This is a genomic window from Paenibacillus sp. RC21, assembly GCF_044907935.1.
Classification (GTDB): domain Bacteria; phylum Bacillota; class Bacilli; order Paenibacillales; family Paenibacillaceae; genus Paenibacillus; species Paenibacillus terrae_A.
In genome coordinates this window covers 1-24307 of the sequence record NZ_JBIYCS010000006.1, presented here as the reverse complement: position 1 = coordinate 24307, position 24307 = coordinate 1, and the positions used below count along the sequence as shown (strand labels likewise).

Below are 24307 nucleotides of genomic sequence, written 5' to 3'. Positions count from 1 at the left end.
GAATAATTTGAATTCATCCTATCACCAGTATATGGATATATCAATTAAGATTAGACTATCATGATCATTTAAAAAACCAATGATTCAGCAGCAGCGCGACCTTTCTGGCACAAAATGTAATGAAATAACCAACCACAGGTTAATTTTCAGCGCAAAAAAAGCCGCCTGACCCCCTTAAAGGGATCAAGCGACTGGCTGGTCCAGCTCAAATTGTACTCTCTTCGCTGGTTACGAAGCCGCTCCATAGGAGCCAGATTTGAACGTTCTTGGATCGTACCATTTGTAGCCCGCTGCCGGAGCAGCCCAAGGCTCAGGCTGCGGTTCCGTGGAAGCCGCAGGCTCCTCGAACGGCAGCAGCTGTGTTGGCTGGTCCAGCGTCAGACCCGCCACATCGGACAGCTTCGTATAGTCCTGCTTCCATGCAAGCCATTGGACGGTTTGTACCAGGAAGGTGGAATCGTCGACTTCCTTGAAACCATCGTACGTCTTCTTCGACTGTCCGTTTTCCTCACGTACATATTTCGGCGTGGCATCCTCAACTGGCGAAGAATCACCGATAAACGCTGCCTTGCCCTGACCTACCTTGGCTACAGCAGCATAAGGCCCTTCAGCACGGCCCCCGCCGTTATAGACACCCTGGTCCACGGCATTGCCCCATTTTTTCGTGCCTGTAGGAATATAAGCGATTCCTTTAGCCTTGGTCGGATCCATAATCGCCAATGTAGAACCAGCATGCATGGCAATCGAACGTACACCCTTCGTAATGCCGAAGGATTGATCTGCCGCTACGATATCCGTGGCATTTACGTCACCGAGTGCATTGTAGCGAAAACGAACGCCAAAGTTCGTTGCCAGCCAGTCGGAACTGGTTAGTCCCTGCATAGCTGGTGATGCAGCTTCTTCTGTAGTCATCCCTTTGGCCGGATTGGAATAGGCTCCACGGCGGTAGCCGTTCATAACCTCGGAGGAATCCCAACGGTTTTTGTTCCGGTCTGCGTTATAGTGGTCAGAAATGAAGAAAATACTGCCTCCATTCTTCACATATTGAACCAGAGCAGCTTGCTCGGATGCCTTAAAGGCAACATTGGCTTCACCAATGATGAACACATCATATGGGCGCAGCTTGTCGTACGTTATAGCCTGCTCGCCATAGGTAAAAGGAATGGAACGGTTCAACGGGTCCACGGTAAAACCAGCATTACGCAGTCCGCTGGCAAAATCGGAAAAGGCTCCATCTATAACCCAATCCGCCGCTCCGGCTGTCTGTGCGTGCGTATTATCGAACAGCACTTTTTTGCCTTTTCCATCCGGCAATGTAGTACCAGGATCAGGTTCGCCAGGGTTCCCAGGCTCGCTTCCGCTTACCAGTTCCAGAGCGCTTGGGCTTTTCACTCCACCAAAATTGTTATAGGCACCCAGCGCACCCGTCACGCGAATTTTGCTGCCGATCAGCTCAGGATGGCCTGACAGCCCGAATGGTCCTCTATACGCGGATGTCAGTTGCACATTTAACAGATTAGATGTATTGCGTTCACTCGCCTGATCCGCAATCAGTACGTTAAAATCATTTGCAAATGGGGCAGAGAAATTAGCCGTTTTCGATCCAGTGGCATGTCCGACGACGTAGCCTTCTACCGTCACCGTACCTCCGCTGCTTTGACGCTGAAGCGCTTCCGCTACCGTCAACGCGCCCTCTGCCTTGACCTGGCCGAATGGAACGAAGAGTCCTACCAGCAGTGATACGATTGCCGCCAGATGCAGCATTCCTTTCAAGCGTGAACCTGTGAACCGAAAACCTTTTACCATACGTAAATGTCCCTCCCATTATTCCATAAATTAGCTTGTCCTCTATCAGATTAGCTATCAACCTTCTAATTCCTTCCTGATTTCATCCATAATTATGTAAAATTTAATCTTTTTTATTGAGAAGATTCCTGATTCTGTAAAATACCAACCTGTGATTGACACCGGGCATGGCATACATTACGCTTAGGAGGAATTGTTGAACGGTATACGCGAATGAAGATGACGGGAGAGCCTGTCCGGGAATCACATCCCGGCAGCACCGAAGGAGCAAGACGTCAGCACCCGGCTGGCGGATAATCTCTCAGGTCCATGTATCGTCATCTGACGCAACTCTGGAGAGAGCGCAAGCCACCCAAGGGGTAAGGCGGTATACACCGCACGAAACTCTCAGGTAACGAGGACAGAGATAAGGGAAATTTCCTTATCCTGTCCTTTTTTGTGCTTACATGCTGCGTCAGCATTAGAAACCGTCACACCCGCGCAAAGGCGCGGCAGCACCATATACTATGATATTCAAACATACAGGGGGCCACACCATGCGTTTCAAAGATGTATTTTCCATTATCGGTCCGGCTATGACCGGACCCTCCAGCTCACATACCGCTGGCGCGGTGCGGCTCGCACGTGTTGCCAGGCACTGGCTCGGTGTGCAACCTGACCGTGCCCGCATGACGCTGTACGGCTCATTTGCCGATACGTACAAGGGACACGGCACAGACCTGGCACTCATTGCCGGACTGCTGAATTACGATACAGACGACTACCGGATTCCGGATGCTGAGCAATGTGCAGAGCAGGCCGGGATGGAAGTAGAGTTCGCTGTCAGCGGACTGCCCGCCCCTCATCCGAACACGGTCCGCTTCGAGCTATGGAAGGGTGAAGATCAGCGCACGCTGCTAGGCTCCTCCATCGGCGGTGGAAACATTCATGTTCAACAGCTCAACGAATTCCGGGTCAATCTAACCGGAGAGTTGCCTACGCTGGTGCTTCTTCACTCGGATAAGCCCGGAACATTGGGCGCGGTGACTTCAGCGCTGGGCGCGGCTGACATTAACATTGCCTATATGCACGTGGATCGCAAAGGCCGGGATGGCGAAGCGCTCACTGCTATTGAAACCGATAGCCCCGCTCCGGCTGAATTAATTGCCGAGCTGCGGGCTTTGCCTCATATGTATGGAATCAAAATGATTAACTTGAAAAAAGGAGCTGAATCCGATGCGGTTTAGCCATCTGCATGAATTAGGTGCCTTGTGCGCCGAGGAATCCACTACGATTGGTCGCCTGATGATCAAGGAACAGGTACAAGAGACGAACACACCGGAGGAAGAAATCTTCCGCCAAATGGCTGATTATTATGAAGTCATGAAGGAGGCCGTTCATCGCGGACAAACACAGGACACTGTATCCCGCAGCGGATTGACAGGCGGCGACGGCAAACGCCTGGCGGAATATTTGCGTGCAGGGGAAACCTGCTCCGGCGATGCCTCGGCACTCGCCATGGCGTACGCCCTTTCCGTGTCAGAGGTCAATGCGTCCATGGGTCGCATTGTCGCCACACCCACCGCAGGCTCATGCGGGGTCATCCCCGGTGTGTTCATCAGCGCGCAGGAGCGGTTCGGCTGGGATGACGAGCATATGGTGCGCGGACTGTTCGCCGCTGGAGCGATTGGCTACGTCATCGCCAACAATTCCTTCATCTCCGGTGCGGAGGGAGGCTGTCAGGCCGAGATTGGCTCAGCCATCGGGATGGCCGCAGGGGCCATGGTCGAGCTGCGCGGCGGTACGCCAGAGCAGGCCATCCATGCAGTGGGCCTCGCGCTCAAGAACACGCTCGGCCTGATTTGCGACCCCGTCGCCGGACTCGTGGAGATTCCGTGCATCGTGCGCAACGGGCTGGGAGCCGTGACCGCGCTTGCCGCCGCGGATATGGCTCTGGCGGGTGTGCGCAGCGCCATCCCGTCTGACGAAGTCATCGACGTGATGCTAGAAGTCGGCAGCGCGATGCCGTCCAAGCACCGCGAGACAGCCAAGGGCGGCCTGGCCCAAACGCCGACCGGCAAGCGTCTGACGGAGTCGCTTACGCGCAACATACCAGCCAAGAAGGATAAGTCGTAGCTTTCAGGCGACTGCCACCCCAAATAACACATGGGGAGAGAACAGTCGCCTTATAAAAAAAGAGCAAGCATGTCGTCCTTAGACGTATGCTTGCTCTTTTTTTTACTGTACGTTCACCTGTACCTTCGTCGTTTTCCCTGCATATTTCACGGTAATCACAGCTTTACCTTTACCCTGTGCCTTAATGCTGCCGTCTTTGACCGTGGCAACAATAATTCGGGACGAGGACCAGACTGCCGGCTTGGATACATCCTTCTCCGACTCATCCTTATACGTAGCTGTAGCCGTAACCTTAGCTACCTGTCCTGCTTTCAAATTCAGCGAGACTTCGTCGGTTTGCAAATATTTAAGCGTATCGACATCCACAGGTACGGTGATATATTTCCCGCCAAACTTCGCTTGAATATTGGTTTTACCGTAGCCTACCGCGGTAACCTGGCCCTTTTTGACTGTAGCTACCTTATAATTTAACGTTTTCCATTCGGCTTGGGCCGTAACGTCCTTTTCTTTGCCATCACTGGATTTGACCACAATTGCGATGGTTTTTTGATCTCCTGATTTAAGCGATAACGCGATAGCATCCGCCTCAATCTGTTGCGCTACATCCACTTCTACTGTAAATGTAATGCTTTGCTTGCCATAAGAAGCTGTAACAGTAGCCTTACCACTGCCATTCGCTTTGATCAAGCCCTCGCTAACCTCGACCACTTTCACATTGCTGGTAGTCCAGGTGGCATCCTTGGTTACATCTGTTTTTGTACCGCTGCTCTTGACGCCTGTTACTTTCAACTGCTTCGTTTCCTGGGCACCAAGCGCAATCACGCGTGTGTCTGTTTCCAAACGGTCTACGAGACCGACTTGTACATTAATGGTCAGCTTTTTGCCATTATAAGTGGCGGTAACAGCCGCCTTACCCGCTGCTTTACCCGTAATTGTTCCTTTGGACACCGAAGCAACATCTTCCGCGCTTGAAGTCCATTCTGCATCCTGTGTCACATCTTCCTTACGACCATCCGCATACGTAGCGGTCAGAGTAGCAACATAATCCTCATCAATATCAATCGTTGCTGTTTTGGAGGACAGGGACAGGTCACCAGGCACATTCACAGATACCGTCGCTGTGACTGTTTTGCCGCCATAAGAAGCAGTGATCGTTGCCTCACCTGTTTTATAGCCCGTCACTTCACCCTTGCTGACAAAAGCAATATCTTCATTGCTGGATTTCCATTCTGCCTTATCCGTGATATCTTCTTCCGTACCTGTTACGTACGTCGCGGTTAGCTTGAGCTTCTTGGATTCCTTGGCATTCAGGCTCAACTTGTCCTCGCTCAAATCCAGATATCTGGACGTTTCCACGTCTGCCTTAATCGAAACCGTCTTATCGCCATACTTCGCGGTCACCGTAGCCGAACCCGCTCCAATCGCCATAATCGTTCCTTTGGTCACCGTCGCAATTTTTTCATCGCTTGTGGACCATGTAGCTTTATCCGTGACGTCCGTTACCGTTCCATCCGGGTACACCGCAGAAACCTGTACTTTTTTGGATTCATCCAAACGGAGAAAAATATTGGATTCGCTGGCTTTCAGCTTATTCGTTTGATCGACATCCACCGAAATGGTAGCAGACATCGTACCGTATTTACCGGTAATCGTCGCTTTACCTGCGCTGTAGCCCGTAATCGTGCCTTTCAGTACATCCGCCACGGCTGCATTGCTGGAGCTCCACTCGGCGGACTCAGTAACATCCTGCACGGTTCCATCCGGGAAGGTCGCTGTCAATTTGACCTTCTCGGTATCCTTCAGCAAAAGGGAAACCTCAGATGGACTGACATCCAAACGTTTAACCTGTTCTACCTGCACAGCAATCGTTACGGTTTGTTGACCGTATACGGCCTTAATGTTGGCTGTACCTGCTCCCTGAGCGGTAACCAATCCGTTAACTACGGTTGCTACCTTCTGGTTATCCGAGGTCCAGGTAGCATCACCCGATACCTGAGCTGTCGTGTTATCACTGTAAGTCGCTGTCAGATTGATCTGTCCTGTGCCGCTTGAACGCAAGCTCAAGCTTTGTACACTGGATGTGAGCGCCTTAACCTTTTTCGTTACATGTACCTGAACCGATTGTATCTTATCCTTATAGGTTGCAACCACAGTCGCATCCCCTTCGCCCTTACCAGAAACTGTACCGTTATATACCGTAGCAATAGCAGTATTATCACTTTTCCAATCCGTGCTTACAGTTACATTTGAAGTCGTCCCATCGGCGTAAATAGCCGTAGCCGTCAACGCAGCCGTATCTCCCTGCTGCACAGTCACCTCGTTAGAGGAAAGGACAATCTTGGAAAGCACCGGATCAGCTGCGGATGCAAACCCTGCGTATGATGTAAAACTTGAGATCAGGATGACCAACGCCAAGAAACCGGACCATCTATTCTTCAAAATCTAATTCCCTCCCATTTCGAAACTTAAAATTAAGGATTTCGCAAAATCCTTATACCTACGTTTTATGTCGACATGTGGAAAAGAATAGTTTAGGCTTTAAAGAAAATTTGGTCCTTATTAACTAGAATCGGTACTGACAAAGATTAAGCCGTTACATATAACCTCACTTTTACAAACAGCTGTAAGCTGCTGCACGAAGCCTCAAATGGTGGTATTCTTCCATATTTGGGGCCAGCTGATGCATATAAACGACCGAGAACTGCTCGCTTGGATCTATAGAAACCCAAGTACCTGCTGCTCCCGACCAGCCAAATTCTCCAATAGAGCTGTTTGCATGTCCAGCCGCTTTATCAATTAACGTGCGCACGCCCAATCCGTAACCATAACCTGTATGATATGAATTCGTAAAATCGGATAATTGGGCTGTACTCAGATGATTGGTGCGCATTAAATCAATTGTTTTTCTCCCTAAAAGCCTCACACCGTCTATCGTACCGCCATTCGACAGCATTTGTGAAAATGTGAGGTACTCTTTAACTGTCGAATATAAACCTGCCCCTCCACTTTCATATACAGCGTCCGGCTGATGATGCTCATCCAAGAAACCCTCAATTTTTTCAAGCTCTCCGGTGTCTGTCCGTTGATAAAAAGAGGCCATACGCGATTCAATATCTCCACGATAACGGTAACCTGTATTCTTCATTCCAAGCGGATCAAAAATTTCATCCTTTAGGAATTGTCCTAATAATTTTCCTGAAATGACTTCAATAAGACCTGCAACAAGATCATGTCCATATCCGTATAACCATCGTGTTCCCGGTTCAAAGGCAAGCGGAACTTCAGAAAGCGCTTTAATCTCTGCGCGCAGATCATATTTCCCCTGCTTGTCCTTTAACGCTGTAATGACCTTTTGCATAGCTTTTCCTGTATCTGAATACTCGGAAGCGTAAGGAAGACCCGCACTCATATTGAATATATGCTTAATTAAAATGGGAGTCTCCGCTTTATCCATATAGGTATGTCCGTTAGGAGCGGTTTTGAATACATACGAATTACGATATTCGGGTAAATATTCATACAAAGGCTCATTCAACAAAAATTGTCCGCGTTCATACAGCATAAGTGCAGCCGCACATACAATAACCTTTGTCATGGAAAACAAGCGATACACGGTATCTTCAGTGATTGGTTTTCGAGCTTCCAGATCAGCATATCCGTGATACCCTTCATACAACACTTGGCCATTTTGCGCAATGGCACAACCACAACCTGCTGGCCCATTCGCTATGAATTGTTGTAATAACTGATCTACCTTTTCAAAACGAGACATATTCATTCCTCCTGTTTTGCTTTCAAAAGAAACAAGCTTTCCCTCGTGCTCTAATTTCCTGTAACAACAAGCCCAACCTGAATTTCTTGTAAGCGCTTATCCCCTCGCATTTATTTTAACGGTAAAATTAGTAATTACAAAGATTATTTTCATAACCAAATGGCTTTACATTAACAGTTCTGCCACTGTTTTTTTCCAGCGATTTAACACTGCTTCCGGCTCCTTGAGTCGGACCGTAACACCTGTCACAATATCCGCATATTGGGCCGAATCTTCTCGGGCTGCGAATACCTGTGCCGCAAACCGTTCGCGTACATGCTTGGCTCCGGGCAACATCGGCAAATGCTCCAGCGACAATCGGACATAATGCGCCTTCCCGCCGATGAACACCGCGAGTGTCGCCTTCCCGGTACGAATCATGTTGCCCGTCGTAGTCGTGCCCGGCCATAGTGCCAGACGCAGATTTCCCTCATCCAGCGCTACAACCTCGCCTACGCTAATCATTGCAATATGCGGCCACTGATCCTCAGTGACCGTCAGCAGCATCATCGCTTCATGCTGCTTGTTCTCCAATGCCTTGCCGTCCAACAGCGTGAACAGCTCCTTGCCGATCCTTGGTGTCTGCATGAAGTATACTCCCCTTTACATTTGGCCTATATCTTCAAAGTACCACAATTTACATCTGGTTACGAACGACGCTGTACCCGCTCTGGAATAGGAGGGACATGGGTAGCATTCGGAATATCTTGGGGGTTAACCTTGAACGCCGATTTATACTTTGCCGGATCAGTAATGCTATCTGGTTCCGAGGTGCGCCATGTGAACATGCATACAGGACACAGCAAGACCTCCCAGGCGCCTTTAACTGGCGAACGGGTAACGACCTCCGAACGATTAGATTCACAACGGGGACAAATATGCATCTGTCAGCACTCCTTTAATCTTTCTTTATTTTCAAACATATTTAACGAAGCATGTGACTCAACTTTTTCTCCCATTCTGCTACACCAAGCGGGGAATCGAGCGGCTGGGAATAATGGCCTCTAATATCCGGTGCTATGGGTGTCGTCGCATCCAATATCATTTTGTGCGTCATACCTGCCGGATCAGAGCCGGGGTCAAGAGGTAAAATAGACAAGCCCGGCACAATGACAGCATCATGCTTCGGATGCAGCTTGGTGGATAACGCCCACATGACCTGCGGCAGATTGAACGGATCGACATCCTCATCCACCACAATCACCAGCTTGCAATACCCCAATCCATGCGGAGTCGTTAGCGCACGCATCCCCACAGCCTTCGCAAAGCCGCCATAACGGGTTTTCGTGGAAATAATAGCGACCAGCCCATGCGTATACATGGCATTAACGGCTATGATTTCATTAGGAAATGCATCCTTGAGCTGTTGAAACAACGGTACACTTGTATTCACACCGATCATATAATCCGTTTCCGTCCAAGGCATCCCGATGTACAAATGCTCAAATATAGGCTGCTTACGGTGATATACACGATTAATCTGAATGACTGGCATCGCGCGGCCGCCGGAATAGTGACCTGTAAATTCACCGAATGGACCTTCATACTCACGTTCACCCGCCAACACTTCACCTTCCAGAATAACCTCAGCTCCCCAAGGCAGATCGAGATCCGCATCCTTCGCTTTGACCACACGGTAAGGCTCACCCTGAATGGCGCCCGCCATCTCATATTCCGATTGATCGTACAGCAGCGGCGTAGAAGCAGCTGTGGTAATCACAGGCTCACATCCGAGGGCAATAGCTACCTTCAGATTTTCGCCGCGCTCCTCTGCCTGACGAATATGGATTGCAATATCATGCTGCGGTACAGGCTGGATACCCAAACGGTTTTTGCCTTTCACCTGCATCCGGTACAAGCCTACATTTTGCTTGCCATAGGTGTCGGGGTCATCCAGATCACGTGACACCAAAATCGCTTTATCCAGATAAAACCCTCCGTCTCCCTGGTTCAAACGAAACAATGGCAAAATATCAAACAAATTAATATCCTCTGTAATCTCCACTTCATGAAAAGGAGCGGTTTCTTCCCGCTTCACGGGCATTGGAAATTGTTCATAGCGTCTGGCAAACTCAAAAAACTGCTCCTTGAGCGGTGTATTTTTGGGCATTCCCATCATGAGGGCATGATTGGGCCAGGAGCCCATCACATTCATTGCAATACGAGCAGCATTATATCCATAGATATTGTTGAAAAAGAGAGCAGGCGTCTTATCACCTAAATTGTTTAACGCTCTGTTAGCTGCTGCGAGGTCTGGCTCCGGCTTTACCTCATCGCTGATCGTGAGCAGTTGCCCCTCCTTTTCCAAGGTATGCAGAAAATCGCGAAAGTCTTTATAAGCCATCTTTCATTCTCCTTCGTCTTCCGATTTCTCAATTCTGGTGCAGTCTGGAGTCAGTCTGCTTCATTCCATCCCAGCGTTTGGCTGCGGTTGTGACGATACCAAACTGGTCCAATACGCGAAAAACAATATGATCCACCAATTCCTCAATACTTGCAGGATGATTATAAAAAGCAGGCATCGGCGGCAGGATCATCACGCCCATGCGTGACAGCTCCAGCATATTTTCCAGATGAATACTGCTTAATGGTGTTTCCCTGGTCATGAGCAGCAGCTTCTTTCGCTCCTTCAGCATCACATCCGCCGATCGGGTGAGCAGGTTGTCCGCCATACCGATACGAATGGAGGCGAGCGTCTTCATGCTGCAAGGAGCGACGATCATGCCGTCTACCCGGAAGGAGCCGCTGGAAATACGCGCAGCCTGATCCTTATACGAATAAACTGCATCCGCCATGGCCTCCACTTCCTTCACCGTATAGCCTGTCTCATAGGGAATGTTCGCAATAGCCCACGGGGATAGCACCAGATGGCTCTGGGCTCCGGCCTCCCGTAATTGCTGCAATATACGGATACCGAAGATAGACCCTGTCGCTCCCGATATTCCTACAATGATTTTTTTCATATGTTCCCTCCTTCCACCCCATCGTTTTATGTTCACCAATGCATCACTGTCAAAAATTATACGCCTGTTCCTTGCACACGAAAAATATATATAATATATGTAATGCATACTTTAAAAGTATTCAAATCGAAGTGGTTGTTCAGAAATGAGGTGGAATCCCCTAATGGATATGAAGCAGCTGCATTACTTTTGCGTCATCGTGGAGGAAGGACAAATCACGAAGGCCGCCCGAATGCTTAACATGGCCCAGCCACCACTGAGCCAACAGCTAAAAAATATGGAGGATGAGCTTGGCGTAAAGCTGATTTACCGTGAAGGAAAGAAGTGGGAGGTCACCGAGGCCGGATACGCACTATACACCCGCGCCAAGCGATTATTGGCTGAAATGGAGGATACCTGTAGAGAAATTGGAGAGTTCGAAAGCAACGTAACCGGCACCCTGTCCATAGGCACTTCATCGGTCTGTATGTCTCTGATTACCGAACAACTCAGCCGCTTTCACCAGGAATATCCAGAGGTATACGTTAAAATAGGACACGGAGACACACATCATCTGGAGGAACTGCTGCATCAAAATAAAGTCGATCTGGCTCTGCTGCTGCTTCCGGTAGACGACAGCTCTTACCATACGATTGAACTGGAGGGCGTCTCTTTTGTTGCGGTACTTCCGTGTGAATGGGCAGATCGTCATCCGAGTGGACAAATGACGTTACAGGAAGCAGCCAGCTATGACCTTTTGTTGGCACGCCGAACAGAAGGACACGGGCTATACGAAACCGTCATCCGCAAATTTCAGGAACACCATCTTATTCCGCGCGTCGTACTGGACTGTCCTGAAATATCGACCATTCTCGCGCTCGTATCCACAGGCATGGGGATTACCATCATTCCAGACACTCGCTTGGGACAAGAATACGGGGACAGATTTCGCACACTCTCCATTAAAGAGCCGTTCCCCTTCACACGGCCTGCCGTCGTATGGCGCAAGGATCGTTATTTATCCAATGCAGCTCGCAAATTGGTTGAACAGCTACAGGCTGGAGACACGAAAAAGACTGCTCCCGAGTAGATGCTCTACAGCTCTACTCATGAAACAGCCTTATGCTGGAGGAACTTCCATCATTCCTTCGTTGATACCGCCTTATTTGACTCCCTGATGCCGATACTCGGTCGGAGTCATTCCACATTTGCGCCGGAACACCTGTGTAAAATGCCGCATGTCCTGATAGCCAATCCGCTCGGAAATATCAGCCAGCCGAAGATGAGGATCACCGAGCAGCCGCTTCGCTTCCTCCATCCGCAAGCAAATAACGTAATCCTTGTAGCCTTGTCCGGTTTTTTGCTTGAACAACTGGCTGAAATACACCGGATTCAAAAAGACGACCGAAGCCACCTTCTCCAGCGACAATTCCTCTGTAAAATGTGTCCGAATATATTGCAACGCCACATCCACCGTATGCATGCCTTTTCGCAAACATTCTCCGGCGTCCACCGCCGCCGCTGCAATCTCCTCGGGCGTTCGTCTTAGCCGTGCCACTTCTTCGGGAATGGACGCAAAATTGTGGTGAACCCCCGAACGCGTAATTTGTAACGGTACCTTCACATAACGCTTCAAGTGGGATTCGAGCAACGTTTCCAGCCGTGCCGCCTCTGCCTCATCCCGCAGCCGTGCAATACCCAGCAGGCTATGGCGGTCGAGACTGACGACAAAGCCACTGCCGCCTGCCTCAACCAGCTCGGATAGTACATTTTCAATCATAAAATGCTCCAGGTGTGTCTGCTTGTGATCAGGTTCCATACGAACCATGAAGAGATGAAACTCCGGATAGTTTTCCACAAACGGCTGTATATCGAGCTTCCCAGTATCCAGTCCGAGTGCATAGCGTTGAAAAACAGCTTCACGCAAATAGACCATATTGGACTTGAGAAGCTTGCCCTCGTTCGCCTGCTGTGAAGCGACAAGTGCTTCGGCTGCCAGCATTTCAATGCATTCCAGCAGCTTTTTTTTGCCGATCGGCTTTAACAGGTAGTCTTTGGCACCCAGCTTTACTGCTCTTTGTGCATATTGGAAGTCGGAATGGGCCGAAATAACAACCCACTGCAGATGAGGATGCTTTCGCTTGGAAATGCGCATGAATTCCAGACCATCCATACCGGGCATCAGGATATCGGTCAATACAATATCCACGGGATGCTCCGCCAGAATGCCTGCTGCTTCCTCGGTGGAAGCAGCGAGATGAATGCCGCAGGCTGGCAGAGCCTGGCCAATGGTGCGCCGAATCCCCTGCCGAATCATACTTTCATCGTCAGCTATCAGAATATTCATGTTTCTCCTCCTTCTGTGGCAGAGGCACACTTACAGTGGCTGTCGTTCCGGCCCCAGGTACGCTGGAGATCCGTAGGCCGTACTCTTCTCCGAACATGTGCCGTAGCCGTAAATTTAGATTTTGCAGGCCGATGCCTCCCGCCTGCCCGCTGCCCGTCTGCTTGCCGGGTTCTGCCAAAGCAACCTGAACCACCTCCCATCGTTCGTACTCCATCCCTGCGCCGTTATCCATAATATGCAGGCTTAAAACACCGTCATATTCCTCTGCCCTGACGAGCAGCTTGCCGCCTGTATTTGCATGAAGAGGCTCCAGTCCGTGCTTGACCGCATTTTCAATCAACGGCTGTAAGGTCATTTTCGGCAAGCGGATATCCATCCAGCGCTCATCAATACTGATGTCTACGGATACCCTGCCTTCCAGCCGTGCTTGAATAATCGTGAGGTAATGCCCGATCTGCTCCACTTCTTCGCGCAGGCTGACATCGGTCCCTTCCTCCCAATGACTGCTGTAGCGGAACATATGGGATAAGGAAAGCACCACTTCCCCGAGCTGATCCTGCCCCTTTTCATCCAGCATCCAATAGATCATATCCAGCGTATTATACAGAAAATGCGGATTGACCTGTGTCTGGAGCGCGTGCAGCTCGGCATTTTTTTCACTGACCGATGATATGCGAACCAGCTCGATCAGCTCGGCAATCCGTCTTACCATATGGTTGAAGGATGTCGCCAATTGGTTGATTTCCTCATACGATTCAATCTCCAACGTATGGCGGAAATTCCCCGTCTCTACCCGTTTCATTTCCCGAATGACCCGCTTCAGCGGAAGCGAAATACGTCTGGAGACGATGGACGCAATCAGCGCGGATAAAATAATGAGTACAGGCACCACGATGAGCAAATACCTTTGATTTTGCACCAGCTCCACGTTCAAATCCCCGCTGGGTGTCACACTAATGACCGACCAATCGGCAAACGGCAACTTGGAAGCGATTACAACCTTCTCATTACTCCGATTTACAATGACATCATCCTCAGGTACCTGCTGCTCCAGACTTTGCAGATCCGGTGGCGGTTCAGAGGAAGTAGCCGACACAATCCGATTTTCATTGCCTACCAGATATACCTGACTATTGGTACCCAGCCGTAAATTGTGGAGGGCGGACAGAACCGAGCGCGGTTCAGCTTCAAACAGGACGATACCAATCGGCTTATGCTCATCCAGATCATAGAGCTGGCGCCCGAACGCAAACACCGGTCTGGTTTCCACCTGGTCAATGACAGAGTGAGGATAAACGCCCAGCCATGCGATTTTGCCCGCTGACTTTCGAATTTCCTTATACCATTCAGTGTGTTCGTAATCGGTATCAATAACATTCATATAATTACCGTAGTTGTATACCTTGCCTGTGTCTGTGATGACATGAATGCCTATCAGGTCCTCCCGCGAATAATAGATAGCTCCCAGAATATTGGTAATTGTACGTTCATTGATGTAATTGACGGCGGGTAAATCACTGGTATCCGTCGTTAGCAGACGAACCAAATCCATATTGTTGCTGATCGATTTGGACAGACTGTTATAGCTGCTGAGCAGTAATTCGAACAGTCCTGCCGTTTGGGAAACATTTTTACGAGCCAGCTCACTGACCTTATCATGGAACTGCACTGTAGTACGGTTATAAAATAACAAACTGATCGCCAGCACAATACCGGACATGCTCAACAGGAATAGAATAAACAAGCGGTGGTGAATAGACTGAAAACGGCGCATCATACCTCCGTGCGCTCCTTTCGAATCGCTCGCCTACCCTTTAACCGCCCCCGCTACCATGCCCTTGGTAATCTTTTCGGACAGGACAAAATAAATAATAATGACCGGTAAGGCCCCCATGACCAGAAAAGCGCCAATATTGCCGTAATTCACAGAATACTGACTGACGAATGTATAGACGCCGAAAGGGAGTGTTTTGAGCTTCTCTGACGAGATAAAGGTGGCAGCCATAATGTATTCATTCCAGATATTAATAAAGGTCAAAATACACACCGTCATCATCGGCGGAATCGAGATGGGTAAGATCACACTGCGAAAAATACGATAAATGCTCGCCCCATCAATGTAAGCGGATTCTTCAATCTCGTGGGGAATGGACCGCATAAAGCCGGACAGGATGAAAACCGCAATCGGTGTCTGAAAAGCAATGTAGGGTAAAATTAGCGAGAAATACGTATTGAGAATGTTGATGTTTTTGAACATCACCATCAGCGGCAGCAGCGTTGCCTGCATCGGAATCATCATTCCGATCAGAAACAAGGTCAGCACAGCAGCCCCAAAGCGCCAGCGGAAACGCGTAATCGCATAAGCAGTCATCGAGCTTAACAAAATGACGAATAGCATCGTAACTCCGGTCACCAGCACACTGTTTCCCAAATAGCGCAAGTAGCTCCCTGATTCATAAGCTTCCTGATAGTTGTGCCACTGGGGCACTTGAGGGAGTGCAAAGAAGCTTGCGCTCAAAATCTCTTCATTCGTCTTCAACGAATAGGTCAGCAGCCAGAAGAGTGGGTACAGCTGCGTGACGATCAAGACCGCCAGCAAGGAAAAGACCAATGTTTTTTTCATGGTGTTCACAGCTTCATCCCCCTTAGCTTACCTTATTTTCGATTCGTTTGAAAACAAAATTTATCACAATTGTAAATGACAAACAGATAATCACGAGAAACGAAGCCAATGCGCTGCCATATCCATATTTCATGGACAAAAAGGACATGTTGTACATATACGTGGACACCGTATCCGTTGCATGAGCAGGCCCTCCACCCGTCATCACCCAGATCAGATCGAACGATTGCAGAGAACCAATAAAGGCCAATACAATTGATATTTTGAAAATAGGCACAATGAGCGGTAGCGTAATATACCGGTCTGCTTTAAAACCCTCAGCTCCATCCATTTTGGCTGCCTCGTACAACTCATTCGGAATATTTTGCACCCCGGTAAACTGAATCAGCAAATGATAGCCAAAATACTGCCACAACGACACAAAATAGAGAGCGTACATGGCAATCTGCGGTTCTGTCAGCCATGAGCGTGTCCAGCTTTCCAGCCCGACCGACATCAAAATACCGTTCAGCATCCCACCCATTGAGGCCGGATTATAGATCGTCTTCCACAGCTGCCCGATAATAACCACCGACAGAATGACTGGCAGAAAATACATCGTAACCAGCGTATTCGCCTTACGCACATAGCGATTAAGCAAAATAGCCAGCAGCAGACAGAACGGAATTTCCAGCATGGAAAACAAAGCGAACATCATCGTCCGCTTCACAGACGGCCAGAACACCGGATCGGCTGTAAATATTCGCTCGAAATTCGCCAGCCCTACAAACTTCGCCTCAGATATTCCGTTCCAATCCAGTAGTCCACAGTACACCGACACCAGAATCGGAACAAACACCATACAGGTGTACAGCAGCAGGCAGGGCAGCACGAAAACGGCAATGGTGCGTGCCGGCACCTTCAGTACATTCATGCTCCAATCCCCTTTTGTGTTTTTTCTGAACATCTTCTAAGAATGGGCAGCTCATGGTTATCCCAAATCAGGGAAGGAACTAATGCGCCCCTCCCCTGTTAAGCTGAAACTATTTGTTCGCTTCAAAAGCGCTCTGATGCTCCTTGGCAACTTGTGCGGAGTCTTCTTTTTGCACGAACAGGTTTTGAATACTGCTCAGATGCGCCTGCGCGATAGCTGGATTCATCGTATTATCAAATGCGAGGTCGCCGCCTTTCACATTTTTGAACAGCTCATTGAGGCTAATTGCCAGCTCGGAGTAGCCCGCCTCCTTCAGATCGCCTTTCATTTTCTGGCCGCTGCCAATCGCATTTTTCAGATCAAACTGAATCTTGGGCATCTCTGTAATAAAATAGTGCAGAAAATCCTTCGTCTCCTGCAAATGCTCACTGTTCGCCGATACTGCAAACGCACTGCCCGGCGCAATCACATACTCATTCACATCTCCCTTGCCATTCACCGTAGGAAATTGGAACGCGCCCACTTTGCCTGCTACCGAAGAAGCATCAATAGACCCTGTTTCCCATGTGCCCATGATATACATAGCGGCTTTTCCTGTTTTAAAAATATTGCCGCCCGCATTATAGTCAATGGATGTAGCTCCATCCGGGAAAGCCCCTGCCTGCACCAGTTCCTGAAATGCATCCACTGCTTCCACAAAGGCCGGATCATTAAACGTCTTTTTGCCGTCCAGCACATCCTTGAGGAAATTCGGCCCTTCATTCGTACGCAGCAAAATATTCATGAAAAGGAGTGATCCGGTCCACGAATCCTTTTCCCCAATCGCAATCGGGGTAATCCCCTTTGCCTTCAGCGCCTTAACCGCCGTTATCAGCTCATCAAAGGTGGTCGGCAGCTTTTGAATTCCCGCCTGCGTGAACAGCTCTTTATTGTAAAACACTACTTCTATATTGTTGCCGTCGGGAAAAGCATAAAGCTTATCATCAAAACTATAATAATTGAGCAGTCCATCCTGAAATGTATCTTTCAACCCATCTTTATCCGCCACATCGTTCAGAGGAGCCAGCAGCCCGGCATCTACGAAGGGCTTCATCTGTGCGGCCGGGTTTACAATCGTAATATCCGGAACTTCCTTCGCCGCCGCCTGTGTTTTCAGCTTTAGCTTTTGTTGATCTGTATTCAGCGAATCCAGCTCAATTTTGACATTCGGATGATTCTGCTCATATTGACTTACAATTTGCTTTATCATTTTGTATGAAGGAGTGCTAGGATCAGGATTAATGTTCTGGAAGGTGATCGTCACTTCTTTACTTGCAATGTCTCCACCCTTGCTGCCCGAGTTTCCCGGACTTGCGCTCTGTCCGTTATTACAAGCTGTCAGCGTCAATGCCAAGGCGCTCGCCATCAAAATAGCAAACGCTTTCATTTTTGTTATGCCCATTATCTTTTTCCTCCTCTTGTTGAAGCATTGCGCGAATTGTCTCCCGTCTGTGAACACTCAATGCCCGCTTGTTTTTTTCATTATGTTCTATAGAAAAGAAGTGAACAATGTGTGAACTTAAGGAGAAGGGTTTGTTTTTTCAAGCCCTCATTCGTGCGCTTCAAAATTCATTCATATCATAACTTGCAATTTATCTCGAACACAGGCATAATATGAATAAGCTCATTCTTTGATAATGATTCTCATTATTAAAAGGGAAATATACATGGACTCCAAAGGAGGCAGGACCGCAGTGAAAGAAGCTTTTAGTAGAACCTCCCTGCATATTGATGATTATTTGGATCTTCTCAATCTTGCGGTACAAGTCGGAGATATAAAGTGGCAAAAGGAAATTACACGTAAACTTCAAGCCTTAAGTGTCCTCCAGACAGAACAGGTTGAAATAGATCAATAATCGTCTCCCCAGCTAATTGACCGCTATACGGCGTTGATTAGCTTTTTTTGTGTTATAAATGTGATCATTTTACATAAATCCCAAGAGCGATTTCAAATCAGCAATATAAAGATCGAAATGGTTTATTTCGTCTATATATAGTACTTTTAAGCGTTCGGAATCGAATTATGCAAAATGCTGATGTATAAGTGCAGGTTGTCAGAAAACGTAAATCAAGGCGGGTCCTCAGGGACTCCGCCTTATTTATGTTCATATTTTTTAGAGTCGGCAAATTTCATGCGCACATTGGCCGTATGAAGGGCAGCAGCACATCATGCGCAGCACCTTGAGATCATGAATGACTATTTTGCCATCCCGCGTATCAAGCGTCCCCTGCTCCTTCAACGAGCTTAGCATCCGATTCACACTCTCCCGCGTCGCTCCAATCATTTCGCCCAGCTCGGAGTGGCTCAGCTTCATATTCAGTAAAATGCCATCCTTCACTGCTACACCGCATGTGTTACTCGCCCGGATTAGCGTAGAGGCCAATGCACCTGTTTTACCATACAGCAGCAAATCCCGAAACCGCGATTGCATAATCCGTTGCTTCATAGCCATCCACTGAATGAATTGAAGCCCCATCGCTCCATTTTTGGACAGAAGCGATTCCAGGTCCTGAACACGCACGACGCCCAGCTCACAGGCATCGGCTGTTTCTGCAGTGCAGCTATACTCTTCTCCATCTATCCCGCTGAACTCCCCAATCAAGTCGCCTTGATGCTGAATGGTCAAAATCAATTCTTTTCCGTCTTCTGTCGACTTGCGAAGCTTAACATGGCCCGAATGTATATAATATAGCTGCTCCGATTCTTCGCCCTCTCTAAAAAGCGTAATACCCGCCTTTACCTTTTTCCAGGACATGATATCCTTCAGCAGCCCAAAATGTTCCTCAGTCAAAAAAAGCTGAATTCCCGTGCGTTCCACTTCATCCCCAAACCGTTCCGTACAAGTGGCTTGCATGTTAGTGTCCTCCTCGTGTTTACCTGATATCTATATCATAATGTTTTGACGCATCAGTTGTTATCAGGAGAACACCTGATTTTACACCTTCCTACTCCCTGATTCGCTGTGATAAATATCACTCCTGCCATCAAGCAGAGCCTAATTTAACGGCTTTCCTCCTACTCCTTGCCCCGCATGTTCAAAAGTCAGTGTTTCCTGCACCTATAGATCAGGGGGTTCCCTGACTTACTTTTGTAACTGCCGGGACTACAATAAGTTAGAGCTACAGTTTTGTTACGGAAAAGGATGTGTCTTCTATGCTAGAAATAACGGATGAAATGCGCAAAACACTGGATCAGTTGAGAGATCGTATCTATGGGGATCTCACAGCACTTGCGCTCATGTCCAAGCCGGGCGGCAGGTTGCAATGGTATTATGCCTCTGGCAGCCGTAGCGAACGCTATCGGCGTATTTCTTTTAAGGTAGGACATGGTATTGCCGGGATGGCTGTTCGTCTGGGGCGTACCGTGACCGTAAGTGCTATGCTCTCCGGCAGCATCCGTTTACGTCAGGAATGTGCGCTGATGCTGGCGGAGCAGCTTCACTCTGCTGTGGCTATTCCCTTTTCCAGCACAGGGGATCTGCCGAACGGTGTATTGCTTCTCGGTAATCGTGATGTGAGAGTGTTCACCGATTCCGACGTCGCAGGGGCCACACAAGTCGCCGAGCAGCTTGGTCAGCTATGTGCCCACACTCTTACTCTATAAGATTAATGGCATTTTTATAGAAAATGAGACGGATATATATTACGAAATATAATTGTATCTAACTGTTTATGTTGATTGGAATCCCTTAAATTTGCTATGATGATGACAAAACGTACGGTTCTACCGTTCGAGGGGATGACAAATTGATTCGTATACTTGTAGTGGATGATCATGTTGTCGTACGTTCCGGCCTCATGGCCCTATTGGACGGCAAACACGGTATTAAGGTGGTAGGAGATGCAGCGGACGGGGATGAAGCGATTCGCAAGGCGATAGAGTTACAGCCCAATGTTGTACTCATGGATTTTAGTATGCCGCCTGGCAAAGACGGTCTTACGGCAACTACTGAATTGAAAAAACAGTTGCCCGATACGGAAGTGCTTATTTTAACGATGCATGACGATGAAGAATATCTGTTCCGGGCCATTCAGGCCGGAGCTTCCGGATATATTTTAAAAAGCGCACCTCACGAGGAATTACTTGCTGCCATTCAGTCTGTGGCCGAAGGTAGCGCCTATCTGTACCCGAATGCAACCAAACGGCTAATGAGTGAATATCTGGATAAGATCAAAAAGGAAGGCATAGCCGGCCCGTATGAGTCCCTTTCTGAACGTGAAAAGGAAATCCTTTCGTGGGTAGCCAAGGGATATGCAAACAAGGAAATTGCCGAGCGTCTGGTGATCAGCGTCAAAACTGTTGAGTCCCACAAAAGTAACCTGATGGAGAAGCTTAACCTGAAAACACGGCCCGAGCTGGTCAAATTTGCATTAAAAAAGGGGCTGCTGCATTATGAATGAACCTTCTAATCCTTTGCTCCAGCATGCTTTTGGCGAGTCAGCCGATAAGCTGCTGGATAATTTGGAAGCGCATATACCGGAATCCCCTTTTCTCCATGCACTGCGTAACTCACTTCACCAGCTATCCAATCTGAAATTTGCGTTGGATACGTCCTCTATCGTTGCTTTGACCGATCACCGGGGCATTATTCAGTACGTCAACGACAAGTTCTGCGAGATTTCGCAATACAGTCGCGAAGAGCTGATCGGTCGGGATCATCGCCTCATTAATTCGGGCTATCATACCCCTGCCTTTATGAAAAACCTGTGGACCACAATTCGTTCAGGCGAGGTATGGCAGGGAGAGATACGTAATCGAGCCAAAGACAACACCTACTATTGGGTGAATACCACCATCGTTCCGTCCATGGACGAAGAAGGTAAGCCCTATCAGTATTTGGCGATCCGTAATGAGGTAACCAAACTAAAAAAAGTAGAGGCTGAGCTTCAGACGATGATGACGCAAGTGATGCAAATACAGGAGGAAGAGCGCAAGCGTTTCTCAAGAGAGCTTCACGATGGAATTGGGCAAAGCTTGTTTGCGCTGATTATTCAACTGGATAGCCAGCTTGCTGAACAGCCTAGTCCTGCTCTGGAAAAGCTGCGTTCACAGGTGACTGACATTATTAAGGATGTCCGTGGACTGGCATGGGAACTTCGTCCGTCGGTTCTGGATGATTTGGGCGTCGTACCGGCCATACGAACCTATATTGAAAACTATTGTTCTCATTACGGAATTGAGGTACATTTTCAATGTAATTTACGTAAACGCCTTGATATCCGCAAAGAAATAGCGATTTATCGGATTGTACAGGAAGCCTTGACGAATGTAGCCAAGTATGCGGACGTAGCAGAGGCACATGTCAACGTAGAGGATCAGAGTGAGACCATACAAGTGACTATTTGGGATGAAGGTATTGGATTCTCCGAGCAATCCCAAGGGGAGGGCGTGGGACTGTTCAGCATGGAGGAACGAGCCAGGGGCGTAGGAGGATGGATGAGCGTAACCTCTTCACCAGAACAGGGGACCTCCATCCAACTGACCATTCCTGTGTAAAGATACAACAGCATAAATAAAAAAAGAGAGAGCGCTGTCCCCAGACAGGCTCTCTTTATTTATAAGGTGTCACCACTGAGGCAACAAGAATCCGCTATAGCAAAAAGCGGGTGATGGGAATCGAACCCACGCTATCAGCTTGGAAGGCTGAAGTTCTACCATTGAACTACACCCGCAAATCAGTATCGGGATGACACGATTTGAACATGCGACCCCCTGGTCCCAAACCAGGTGCTCTACCAAGCTGAGCTACATCCCGATATTATACATTTTTAAGAAAATGGCGCGCCCTGAGAGATTCGAACTCCCGGCCTTTTGATTCGTAGTCAAACGCTCTATCCAGCTGAGCTAAGGGCGCATAATATAATCCATAATGAGCAGTAAAGGCGCCACCCAGATTTGAACTGGGGAGTGAAGCTTTTGCAGAGCTTTGCCTTACCACTTGGCTATGGCGCCGAATGGATAATGGAGCGGACGACGGGAATCGAACCCGCGACCCTCGCCTTGGCAAGGCGATGCTCTACCGCTGAGCCACGTCCGCAAAATATGGTGCGGTCGAGAGGACTCGAACCTCCACGGGGGTTAGCCCACACGGACCTGAACCGTGCGCGTCTGCCAATTCCGCCACGACCGCAAAATAAACAAAAATGGTGAGCCATGAAGGATTCGAACCTTCGACACCCTGATTAAAAGTCAGGTGCTCTACCAGCTGAGCTAATGGCTCTTAATGGCTGGGGATATAGGATTTGAACCTATGCATGACGGAGTCAAAGTCCGTTGCCTTACCGCTTGGCTAATCCCCATTAAATGAAAATAAAGGGCGGCCGATGGGGCTTGAACCCACGAATGCCGGAGTCACAGTCCGGTGCGTTAACCACTTCGCCACGACCGCCATAATGATTATGAAAAGACTGGTGGAGGATGATGGATTCGAACCACCGAACCCGTAAGGGAGCAGATTTACAGTCTGATGCGTTTGGCCACTTCGCTAATCCTCCAAAATGGTGCCGGCGAGAGGACTTGAACCCCCAACCTACTGATTACAAGTCAGTTGCTCTACCAGTTGAGCTACACCGGCACATTACTCATTCCCACTTGAAAGGTGGCTCGGGACGGAATCGAACCGCCGACACGAGGATTTTCAGTCCTCTGCTCTACCGACTGAGCTACCGAGCCATATGTTGTTTTATAGCTGTAATATACAAACCCACATTATATGTAGAATACACAAAAATGCCAGTTATATATTTCATAAAATGGCGGAACTGACGGGATTCGAACCCGCGATCTCCTGCGTGACAGGCAGGCATGTTAGGCCTCTACACCACAGTTCCATAGATAATCCTAAGGAAAATCAATTGCGGGGACAGGATTTGAACCTGTGACCTTCGGGTTATGAGCCCGACGAGCTACCGAACTGCTCCACCCCGCGACATTAAAAGGGAATACTTGTATAACATAAATGGTGGAGGCTGAGGGGTTCGAACCCCCGACCCTCTGCTTGTAAGGCAGATGCTCTCCCAGCTGAGCTAAGCCTCCATACTATGACCCGTAGGGGAATCGAACCCCTGTTACCTCCGTGAAAGGGAGGTGTCTTAACCGCTTGACCAACGGGCCTTACAAAAGAATCCTTGAAATTTTCAAACTTTATGACGGAGAGAGGGATTCAAACCCTTGCACCACTTTCGCAGTCTAACCCCTTATATCCACTTGGGTATCTCTCTAACAAGCAACATATGGATTAAACCCTACCTAACTGGAATGGATTGTAGTCCTCAACCAGCTACGCCGCCACCTTATATATAAAATTGAAAAATATTCAAGATTTGGCTCCCCGAACAGGACTCGAACCTGTGACAACTCGATTAACAGTCGAGTGCTCTACCAACTGAGCTATCAGGGAATATTGGTGGAGCCAAGCGGGATCGAACCGCTGACCTCCTGCGTGCAAGGCAGGCGCTCTCCCAGCTGAGCTATGGCCCCAGTCATTTTGTGTTAATCAAGAAGTGGTGGGCCTTAGTGGACTCGAACCACCGACCTCACCCTTATCAGGGGTGCGCTCTAACCAGCTGAGCTAAAGGCCCTAATATGTATGTCTTCATTATCCTCTAAAGGGACATTGCTTGGCGACGTCCTACTCTCCCAGGACCCTGCGGTCCAAGTACCATCGGCGCTGGAGGGCTTAACGGTCGTGTTCGGGATGGGTACGTGTGG

Annotated in this window: 20 protein-coding genes, 19 tRNA genes, 1 rRNA gene and 1 riboswitch; of the genes, 7 read left to right on the top strand and 33 right to left on the bottom strand. The window is 48.6% G+C overall.

Annotated features, from left to right (window positions below; genetic code table 11):
* Positions 1 to 228: 228 nt before the first annotated feature.
* On the bottom strand, positions 229 to 1806 hold the full coding sequence (locus ABIA61_RS19090) for a DUF6359 domain-containing protein (RefSeq protein WP_283654286.1): 1578 nt from the start codon (positions 1804 to 1806) through the stop codon (positions 229 to 231).
* 213 nt (positions 1807 to 2019) lie between these two features.
* Positions 2020 to 2133, top strand: a riboswitch (glycine riboswitch).
* Between the two features lie 209 nt (positions 2134 to 2342).
* Between ABIA61_RS19090 and sdaAB the strand changes: the two genes are divergently transcribed.
* On the top strand, positions 2343 to 3032 hold the full coding sequence (sdaAB, locus tag ABIA61_RS19085; protein WP_283654285.1) for an L-serine ammonia-lyase, iron-sulfur-dependent subunit beta: 690 nt from the start codon (positions 2343 to 2345) through the stop codon (positions 3030 to 3032).
* A complete protein-coding gene (gene sdaAA, locus ABIA61_RS19080) occupies positions 3022 to 3921 on the top strand; it encodes an L-serine ammonia-lyase, iron-sulfur-dependent, subunit alpha (protein WP_283654284.1) in 900 nt (299 codons plus the stop codon). The genes sdaAB and sdaAA overlap by 11 nt, the downstream gene beginning before the upstream one ends.
* Before the next feature lie 102 nt (positions 3922 to 4023).
* On the opposite strand, the gene ABIA61_RS19075 is transcribed toward sdaAA, so the two are convergent.
* The 6 genes from ABIA61_RS19075 to ABIA61_RS19050 all read right to left on the bottom strand — a co-directional run bounded on the left by ABIA61_RS19075 (position 4024) and on the right by ABIA61_RS19050 (position 10695).
* Complete coding sequence (locus ABIA61_RS19075; protein WP_283654283.1) at positions 4024 to 6360, bottom strand: Ig-like domain-containing protein; 2337 nt, start codon at positions 6358 to 6360, stop codon at positions 4024 to 4026.
* Between the two features lie 172 nt (positions 6361 to 6532).
* Positions 6533 to 7693, bottom strand: a complete 1161-nt coding sequence (locus tag ABIA61_RS19070; protein WP_283654282.1) for a serine hydrolase domain-containing protein — start codon at positions 7691 to 7693, stop codon at positions 6533 to 6535.
* A gap of 165 nt (positions 7694 to 7858) precedes the next feature.
* Positions 7859 to 8320, bottom strand: a complete 462-nt coding sequence (locus ABIA61_RS19065; protein ID WP_283654281.1) for a pyridoxamine 5'-phosphate oxidase family protein — start codon at positions 8318 to 8320, stop codon at positions 7859 to 7861.
* Positions 8321 to 8379: 59 nt separating this feature from the next.
* Positions 8380 to 8616, bottom strand: a complete 237-nt coding sequence (locus tag ABIA61_RS19060; protein WP_283654280.1) for a non-oxidative hydroxyarylic acid decarboxylases subunit D — start codon at positions 8614 to 8616, stop codon at positions 8380 to 8382.
* Positions 8617 to 8657: 41 nt separating this feature from the next.
* Positions 8658 to 10076 carry a non-oxidative hydroxyarylic acid decarboxylases subunit C gene (locus ABIA61_RS19055; RefSeq protein ID WP_283654279.1) on the bottom strand — a complete coding sequence of 473 codons (1419 nt, stop codon included), beginning with the start codon at positions 10074 to 10076 and terminating at the stop codon, positions 8658 to 8660.
* A 28-nt stretch (positions 10077 to 10104) separates the two neighbouring features.
* Complete coding sequence (locus ABIA61_RS19050) at positions 10105 to 10695, bottom strand: flavin prenyltransferase UbiX (RefSeq protein ID WP_283654278.1); 591 nt, start codon at positions 10693 to 10695, stop codon at positions 10105 to 10107.
* Positions 10696 to 10858: 163 nt separating this feature from the next.
* Here ABIA61_RS19050 and ABIA61_RS19045 point away from each other — a divergent pair, with 163 nt between their 5' ends.
* The gene (locus tag ABIA61_RS19045; protein ID WP_283654277.1) at positions 10859 to 11764 is read left to right on the top strand and encodes a LysR family transcriptional regulator; all 906 of its coding nucleotides are present in this window, start codon (positions 10859 to 10861) and stop codon (positions 11762 to 11764) included.
* 72 nt (positions 11765 to 11836) lie between these two features.
* Here ABIA61_RS19045 and ABIA61_RS19040 read toward each other — a convergent pair whose 3' ends face one another.
* From ABIA61_RS19040 to ABIA61_RS19020, 5 genes are all read right to left on the bottom strand, one after another.
* Positions 11837 to 13021, bottom strand: coding sequence for a response regulator (locus tag ABIA61_RS19040; RefSeq protein ID WP_283654276.1), 1185 nt, complete (start codon positions 13019 to 13021; stop codon positions 11837 to 11839).
* Complete coding sequence (locus ABIA61_RS19035) at positions 13002 to 14798, bottom strand: sensor histidine kinase (protein ID WP_283654275.1); 1797 nt, start codon at positions 14796 to 14798, stop codon at positions 13002 to 13004. Before ABIA61_RS19035 ends, ABIA61_RS19040 begins: the two co-directional genes overlap by 20 nt.
* 30 nt (positions 14799 to 14828) lie before the next feature.
* Positions 14829 to 15653, bottom strand: coding sequence for a carbohydrate ABC transporter permease (locus ABIA61_RS19030; RefSeq protein ID WP_283654274.1), 825 nt, complete (start codon positions 15651 to 15653; stop codon positions 14829 to 14831).
* 13 nt (positions 15654 to 15666) lie between these two features.
* On the bottom strand, positions 15667 to 16557 hold the full coding sequence (locus ABIA61_RS19025) for a carbohydrate ABC transporter permease (protein ID WP_283654273.1): 891 nt from the start codon (positions 16555 to 16557) through the stop codon (positions 15667 to 15669).
* A 109-nt stretch (positions 16558 to 16666) separates the two neighbouring features.
* A complete protein-coding gene (locus ABIA61_RS19020) occupies positions 16667 to 17998 on the bottom strand; it encodes an extracellular solute-binding protein (RefSeq protein ID WP_283654272.1) in 1332 nt (443 codons plus the stop codon).
* Between the two features lie 292 nt (positions 17999 to 18290).
* On the opposite strand from ABIA61_RS19020, the gene ABIA61_RS19015 reads away from it, so the two are divergent.
* Complete coding sequence (locus ABIA61_RS19015) at positions 18291 to 18452, top strand: lysine-specific demethylase (RefSeq protein ID WP_014279404.1); 162 nt, start codon at positions 18291 to 18293, stop codon at positions 18450 to 18452.
* A gap of 258 nt (positions 18453 to 18710) precedes the next feature.
* On the opposite strand, the gene ABIA61_RS19010 is transcribed toward ABIA61_RS19015, so the two are convergent.
* Positions 18711 to 19451, bottom strand: a complete 741-nt coding sequence (locus tag ABIA61_RS19010; RefSeq protein ID WP_283654271.1) for a Crp/Fnr family transcriptional regulator — start codon at positions 19449 to 19451, stop codon at positions 18711 to 18713.
* 299 nt (positions 19452 to 19750) lie between these two features.
* On the opposite strand from ABIA61_RS19010, the gene ABIA61_RS19005 reads away from it, so the two are divergent.
* From ABIA61_RS19005 to ABIA61_RS18995, 3 genes are all read left to right on the top strand, one after another.
* Positions 19751 to 20200, top strand: coding sequence for a GAF domain-containing protein (locus tag ABIA61_RS19005; protein WP_283654270.1), 450 nt, complete (start codon positions 19751 to 19753; stop codon positions 20198 to 20200).
* A 143-nt stretch (positions 20201 to 20343) separates the two neighbouring features.
* Positions 20344 to 20997 carry a response regulator gene (locus ABIA61_RS19000; protein ID WP_014279401.1) on the top strand — a complete coding sequence of 218 codons (654 nt, stop codon included), beginning with the start codon at positions 20344 to 20346 and terminating at the stop codon, positions 20995 to 20997.
* Positions 20990 to 22093, top strand: a complete 1104-nt coding sequence (locus ABIA61_RS18995; RefSeq protein ID WP_283654269.1) for a PAS domain-containing sensor histidine kinase — start codon at positions 20990 to 20992, stop codon at positions 22091 to 22093. Before ABIA61_RS19000 ends, ABIA61_RS18995 begins: the two co-directional genes overlap by 8 nt.
* 105 nt (positions 22094 to 22198) lie before the next feature.
* Here the strand turns inward: ABIA61_RS18995 and ABIA61_RS18990 are convergent.
* From ABIA61_RS18990 to rrf, 20 genes are all read right to left on the bottom strand, one after another.
* Positions 22199 to 22269: transfer RNA gene (locus tag ABIA61_RS18990), tRNA-Gly, on the bottom strand.
* A gap of 9 nt (positions 22270 to 22278) precedes the next feature.
* Positions 22279 to 22352 (bottom strand) — tRNA-Pro (locus ABIA61_RS18985).
* Between the two features lie 22 nt (positions 22353 to 22374).
* A tRNA-Arg gene (locus ABIA61_RS18980) sits at positions 22375 to 22451 on the bottom strand.
* Positions 22452 to 22477: 26 nt separating this feature from the next.
* Positions 22478 to 22549, bottom strand: a tRNA-Cys gene (locus ABIA61_RS18975).
* A gap of 10 nt (positions 22550 to 22559) precedes the next feature.
* A tRNA-Gly gene (locus tag ABIA61_RS18970) sits at positions 22560 to 22634 on the bottom strand.
* Between the two features lie 6 nt (positions 22635 to 22640).
* A tRNA-Leu gene (locus ABIA61_RS18965) sits at positions 22641 to 22727 on the bottom strand.
* Between the two features lie 14 nt (positions 22728 to 22741).
* Positions 22742 to 22817: transfer RNA gene (locus ABIA61_RS18960), tRNA-Lys, on the bottom strand.
* 4 nt (positions 22818 to 22821) lie between these two features.
* Positions 22822 to 22896 (bottom strand) — tRNA-Gln (locus tag ABIA61_RS18955).
* Positions 22897 to 22912: 16 nt separating this feature from the next.
* Positions 22913 to 22985 (bottom strand) — tRNA-His (locus ABIA61_RS18950).
* Positions 22986 to 23005: 20 nt separating this feature from the next.
* A tRNA-Tyr gene (locus ABIA61_RS18945) sits at positions 23006 to 23091 on the bottom strand.
* A gap of 4 nt (positions 23092 to 23095) precedes the next feature.
* Positions 23096 to 23171 (bottom strand) — tRNA-Thr (locus ABIA61_RS18940).
* Between the two features lie 25 nt (positions 23172 to 23196).
* A tRNA-Phe gene (locus ABIA61_RS18935) sits at positions 23197 to 23269 on the bottom strand.
* Positions 23270 to 23350: 81 nt separating this feature from the next.
* Positions 23351 to 23427 (bottom strand) — tRNA-Asp (locus tag ABIA61_RS18930).
* Positions 23428 to 23451: 24 nt separating this feature from the next.
* A tRNA-Met gene (locus tag ABIA61_RS18925) sits at positions 23452 to 23525 on the bottom strand.
* A 31-nt stretch (positions 23526 to 23556) separates the two neighbouring features.
* Positions 23557 to 23632: transfer RNA gene (locus tag ABIA61_RS18920), tRNA-Val, on the bottom strand.
* A gap of 6 nt (positions 23633 to 23638) precedes the next feature.
* A tRNA-Glu gene (locus tag ABIA61_RS18915) sits at positions 23639 to 23710 on the bottom strand.
* A gap of 210 nt (positions 23711 to 23920) precedes the next feature.
* A tRNA-Asn gene (locus tag ABIA61_RS18910) sits at positions 23921 to 23996 on the bottom strand.
* 4 nt (positions 23997 to 24000) lie between these two features.
* Positions 24001 to 24076, bottom strand: a tRNA-Ala gene (locus tag ABIA61_RS18905).
* Positions 24077 to 24100: 24 nt separating this feature from the next.
* A tRNA-Ile gene (locus ABIA61_RS18900) sits at positions 24101 to 24177 on the bottom strand.
* 37 nt (positions 24178 to 24214) lie between these two features.
* A 5S ribosomal RNA gene (gene rrf / locus ABIA61_RS18895) occupies positions 24215 to 24307 on the bottom strand; the annotation flags it as partial.

What these genes read in the sequence shown, in the direction of transcription:
- ABIA61_RS19090 (WP_283654286.1), bottom strand. Translation starts at nt 1,806, where the DNA reads ATGGTAAAAGGTTTTCGGTTCACAGGTTCACGCTTGAAAGGAATGCTG.
- sdaAB (WP_283654285.1), top strand. Translation starts at nt 2,343, where the DNA reads ATGCGTTTCAAAGATGTATTTTCCATTATCGGTCCGGCTATGACCGGA.
- sdaAA (WP_283654284.1), top strand. Translation starts at nt 3,022, where the DNA reads ATGCGGTTTAGCCATCTGCATGAATTAGGTGCCTTGTGCGCCGAGGAA.
- ABIA61_RS19070 (WP_283654282.1), bottom strand. Translation starts at nt 7,693, where the DNA reads ATGTCTCGTTTTGAAAAGGTAGATCAGTTATTACAACAATTCATAGCG.
- ABIA61_RS19065 (WP_283654281.1), bottom strand. Translation starts at nt 8,320, where the DNA reads ATGCAGACACCAAGGATCGGCAAGGAGCTGTTCACGCTGTTGGACGGC.
- ABIA61_RS19060 (WP_283654280.1), bottom strand. Translation starts at nt 8,616, where the DNA reads ATGCATATTTGTCCCCGTTGTGAATCTAATCGTTCGGAGGTCGTTACC.
- ABIA61_RS19055 (WP_283654279.1), bottom strand. Translation starts at nt 10,076, where the DNA reads ATGGCTTATAAAGACTTTCGCGATTTTCTGCATACCTTGGAAAAGGAG.
- ABIA61_RS19050 (WP_283654278.1), bottom strand. Translation starts at nt 10,695, where the DNA reads ATGAAAAAAATCATTGTAGGAATATCGGGAGCGACAGGGTCTATCTTC.
- ABIA61_RS19045 (WP_283654277.1), top strand. Translation starts at nt 10,859, where the DNA reads ATGGATATGAAGCAGCTGCATTACTTTTGCGTCATCGTGGAGGAAGGA.
- ABIA61_RS19040 (WP_283654276.1), bottom strand. Translation starts at nt 13,021, where the DNA reads ATGAATATTCTGATAGCTGACGATGAAAGTATGATTCGGCAGGGGATT.
- ABIA61_RS19035 (WP_283654275.1), bottom strand. Translation starts at nt 14,798, where the DNA reads ATGATGCGCCGTTTTCAGTCTATTCACCACCGCTTGTTTATTCTATTC.
- ABIA61_RS19025 (WP_283654273.1), bottom strand. Translation starts at nt 16,557, where the DNA reads ATGAATGTACTGAAGGTGCCGGCACGCACCATTGCCGTTTTCGTGCTG.
- ABIA61_RS19020 (WP_283654272.1), bottom strand. Translation starts at nt 17,998, where the DNA reads ATGGGCATAACAAAAATGAAAGCGTTTGCTATTTTGATGGCGAGCGCC.
- ABIA61_RS19010 (WP_283654271.1), bottom strand. Translation starts at nt 19,451, where the DNA reads ATGCAAGCCACTTGTACGGAACGGTTTGGGGATGAAGTGGAACGCACG.
- ABIA61_RS19005 (WP_283654270.1), top strand. Translation starts at nt 19,751, where the DNA reads ATGCTAGAAATAACGGATGAAATGCGCAAAACACTGGATCAGTTGAGA.
- ABIA61_RS18995 (WP_283654269.1), top strand. Translation starts at nt 20,990, where the DNA reads ATGAATGAACCTTCTAATCCTTTGCTCCAGCATGCTTTTGGCGAGTCA.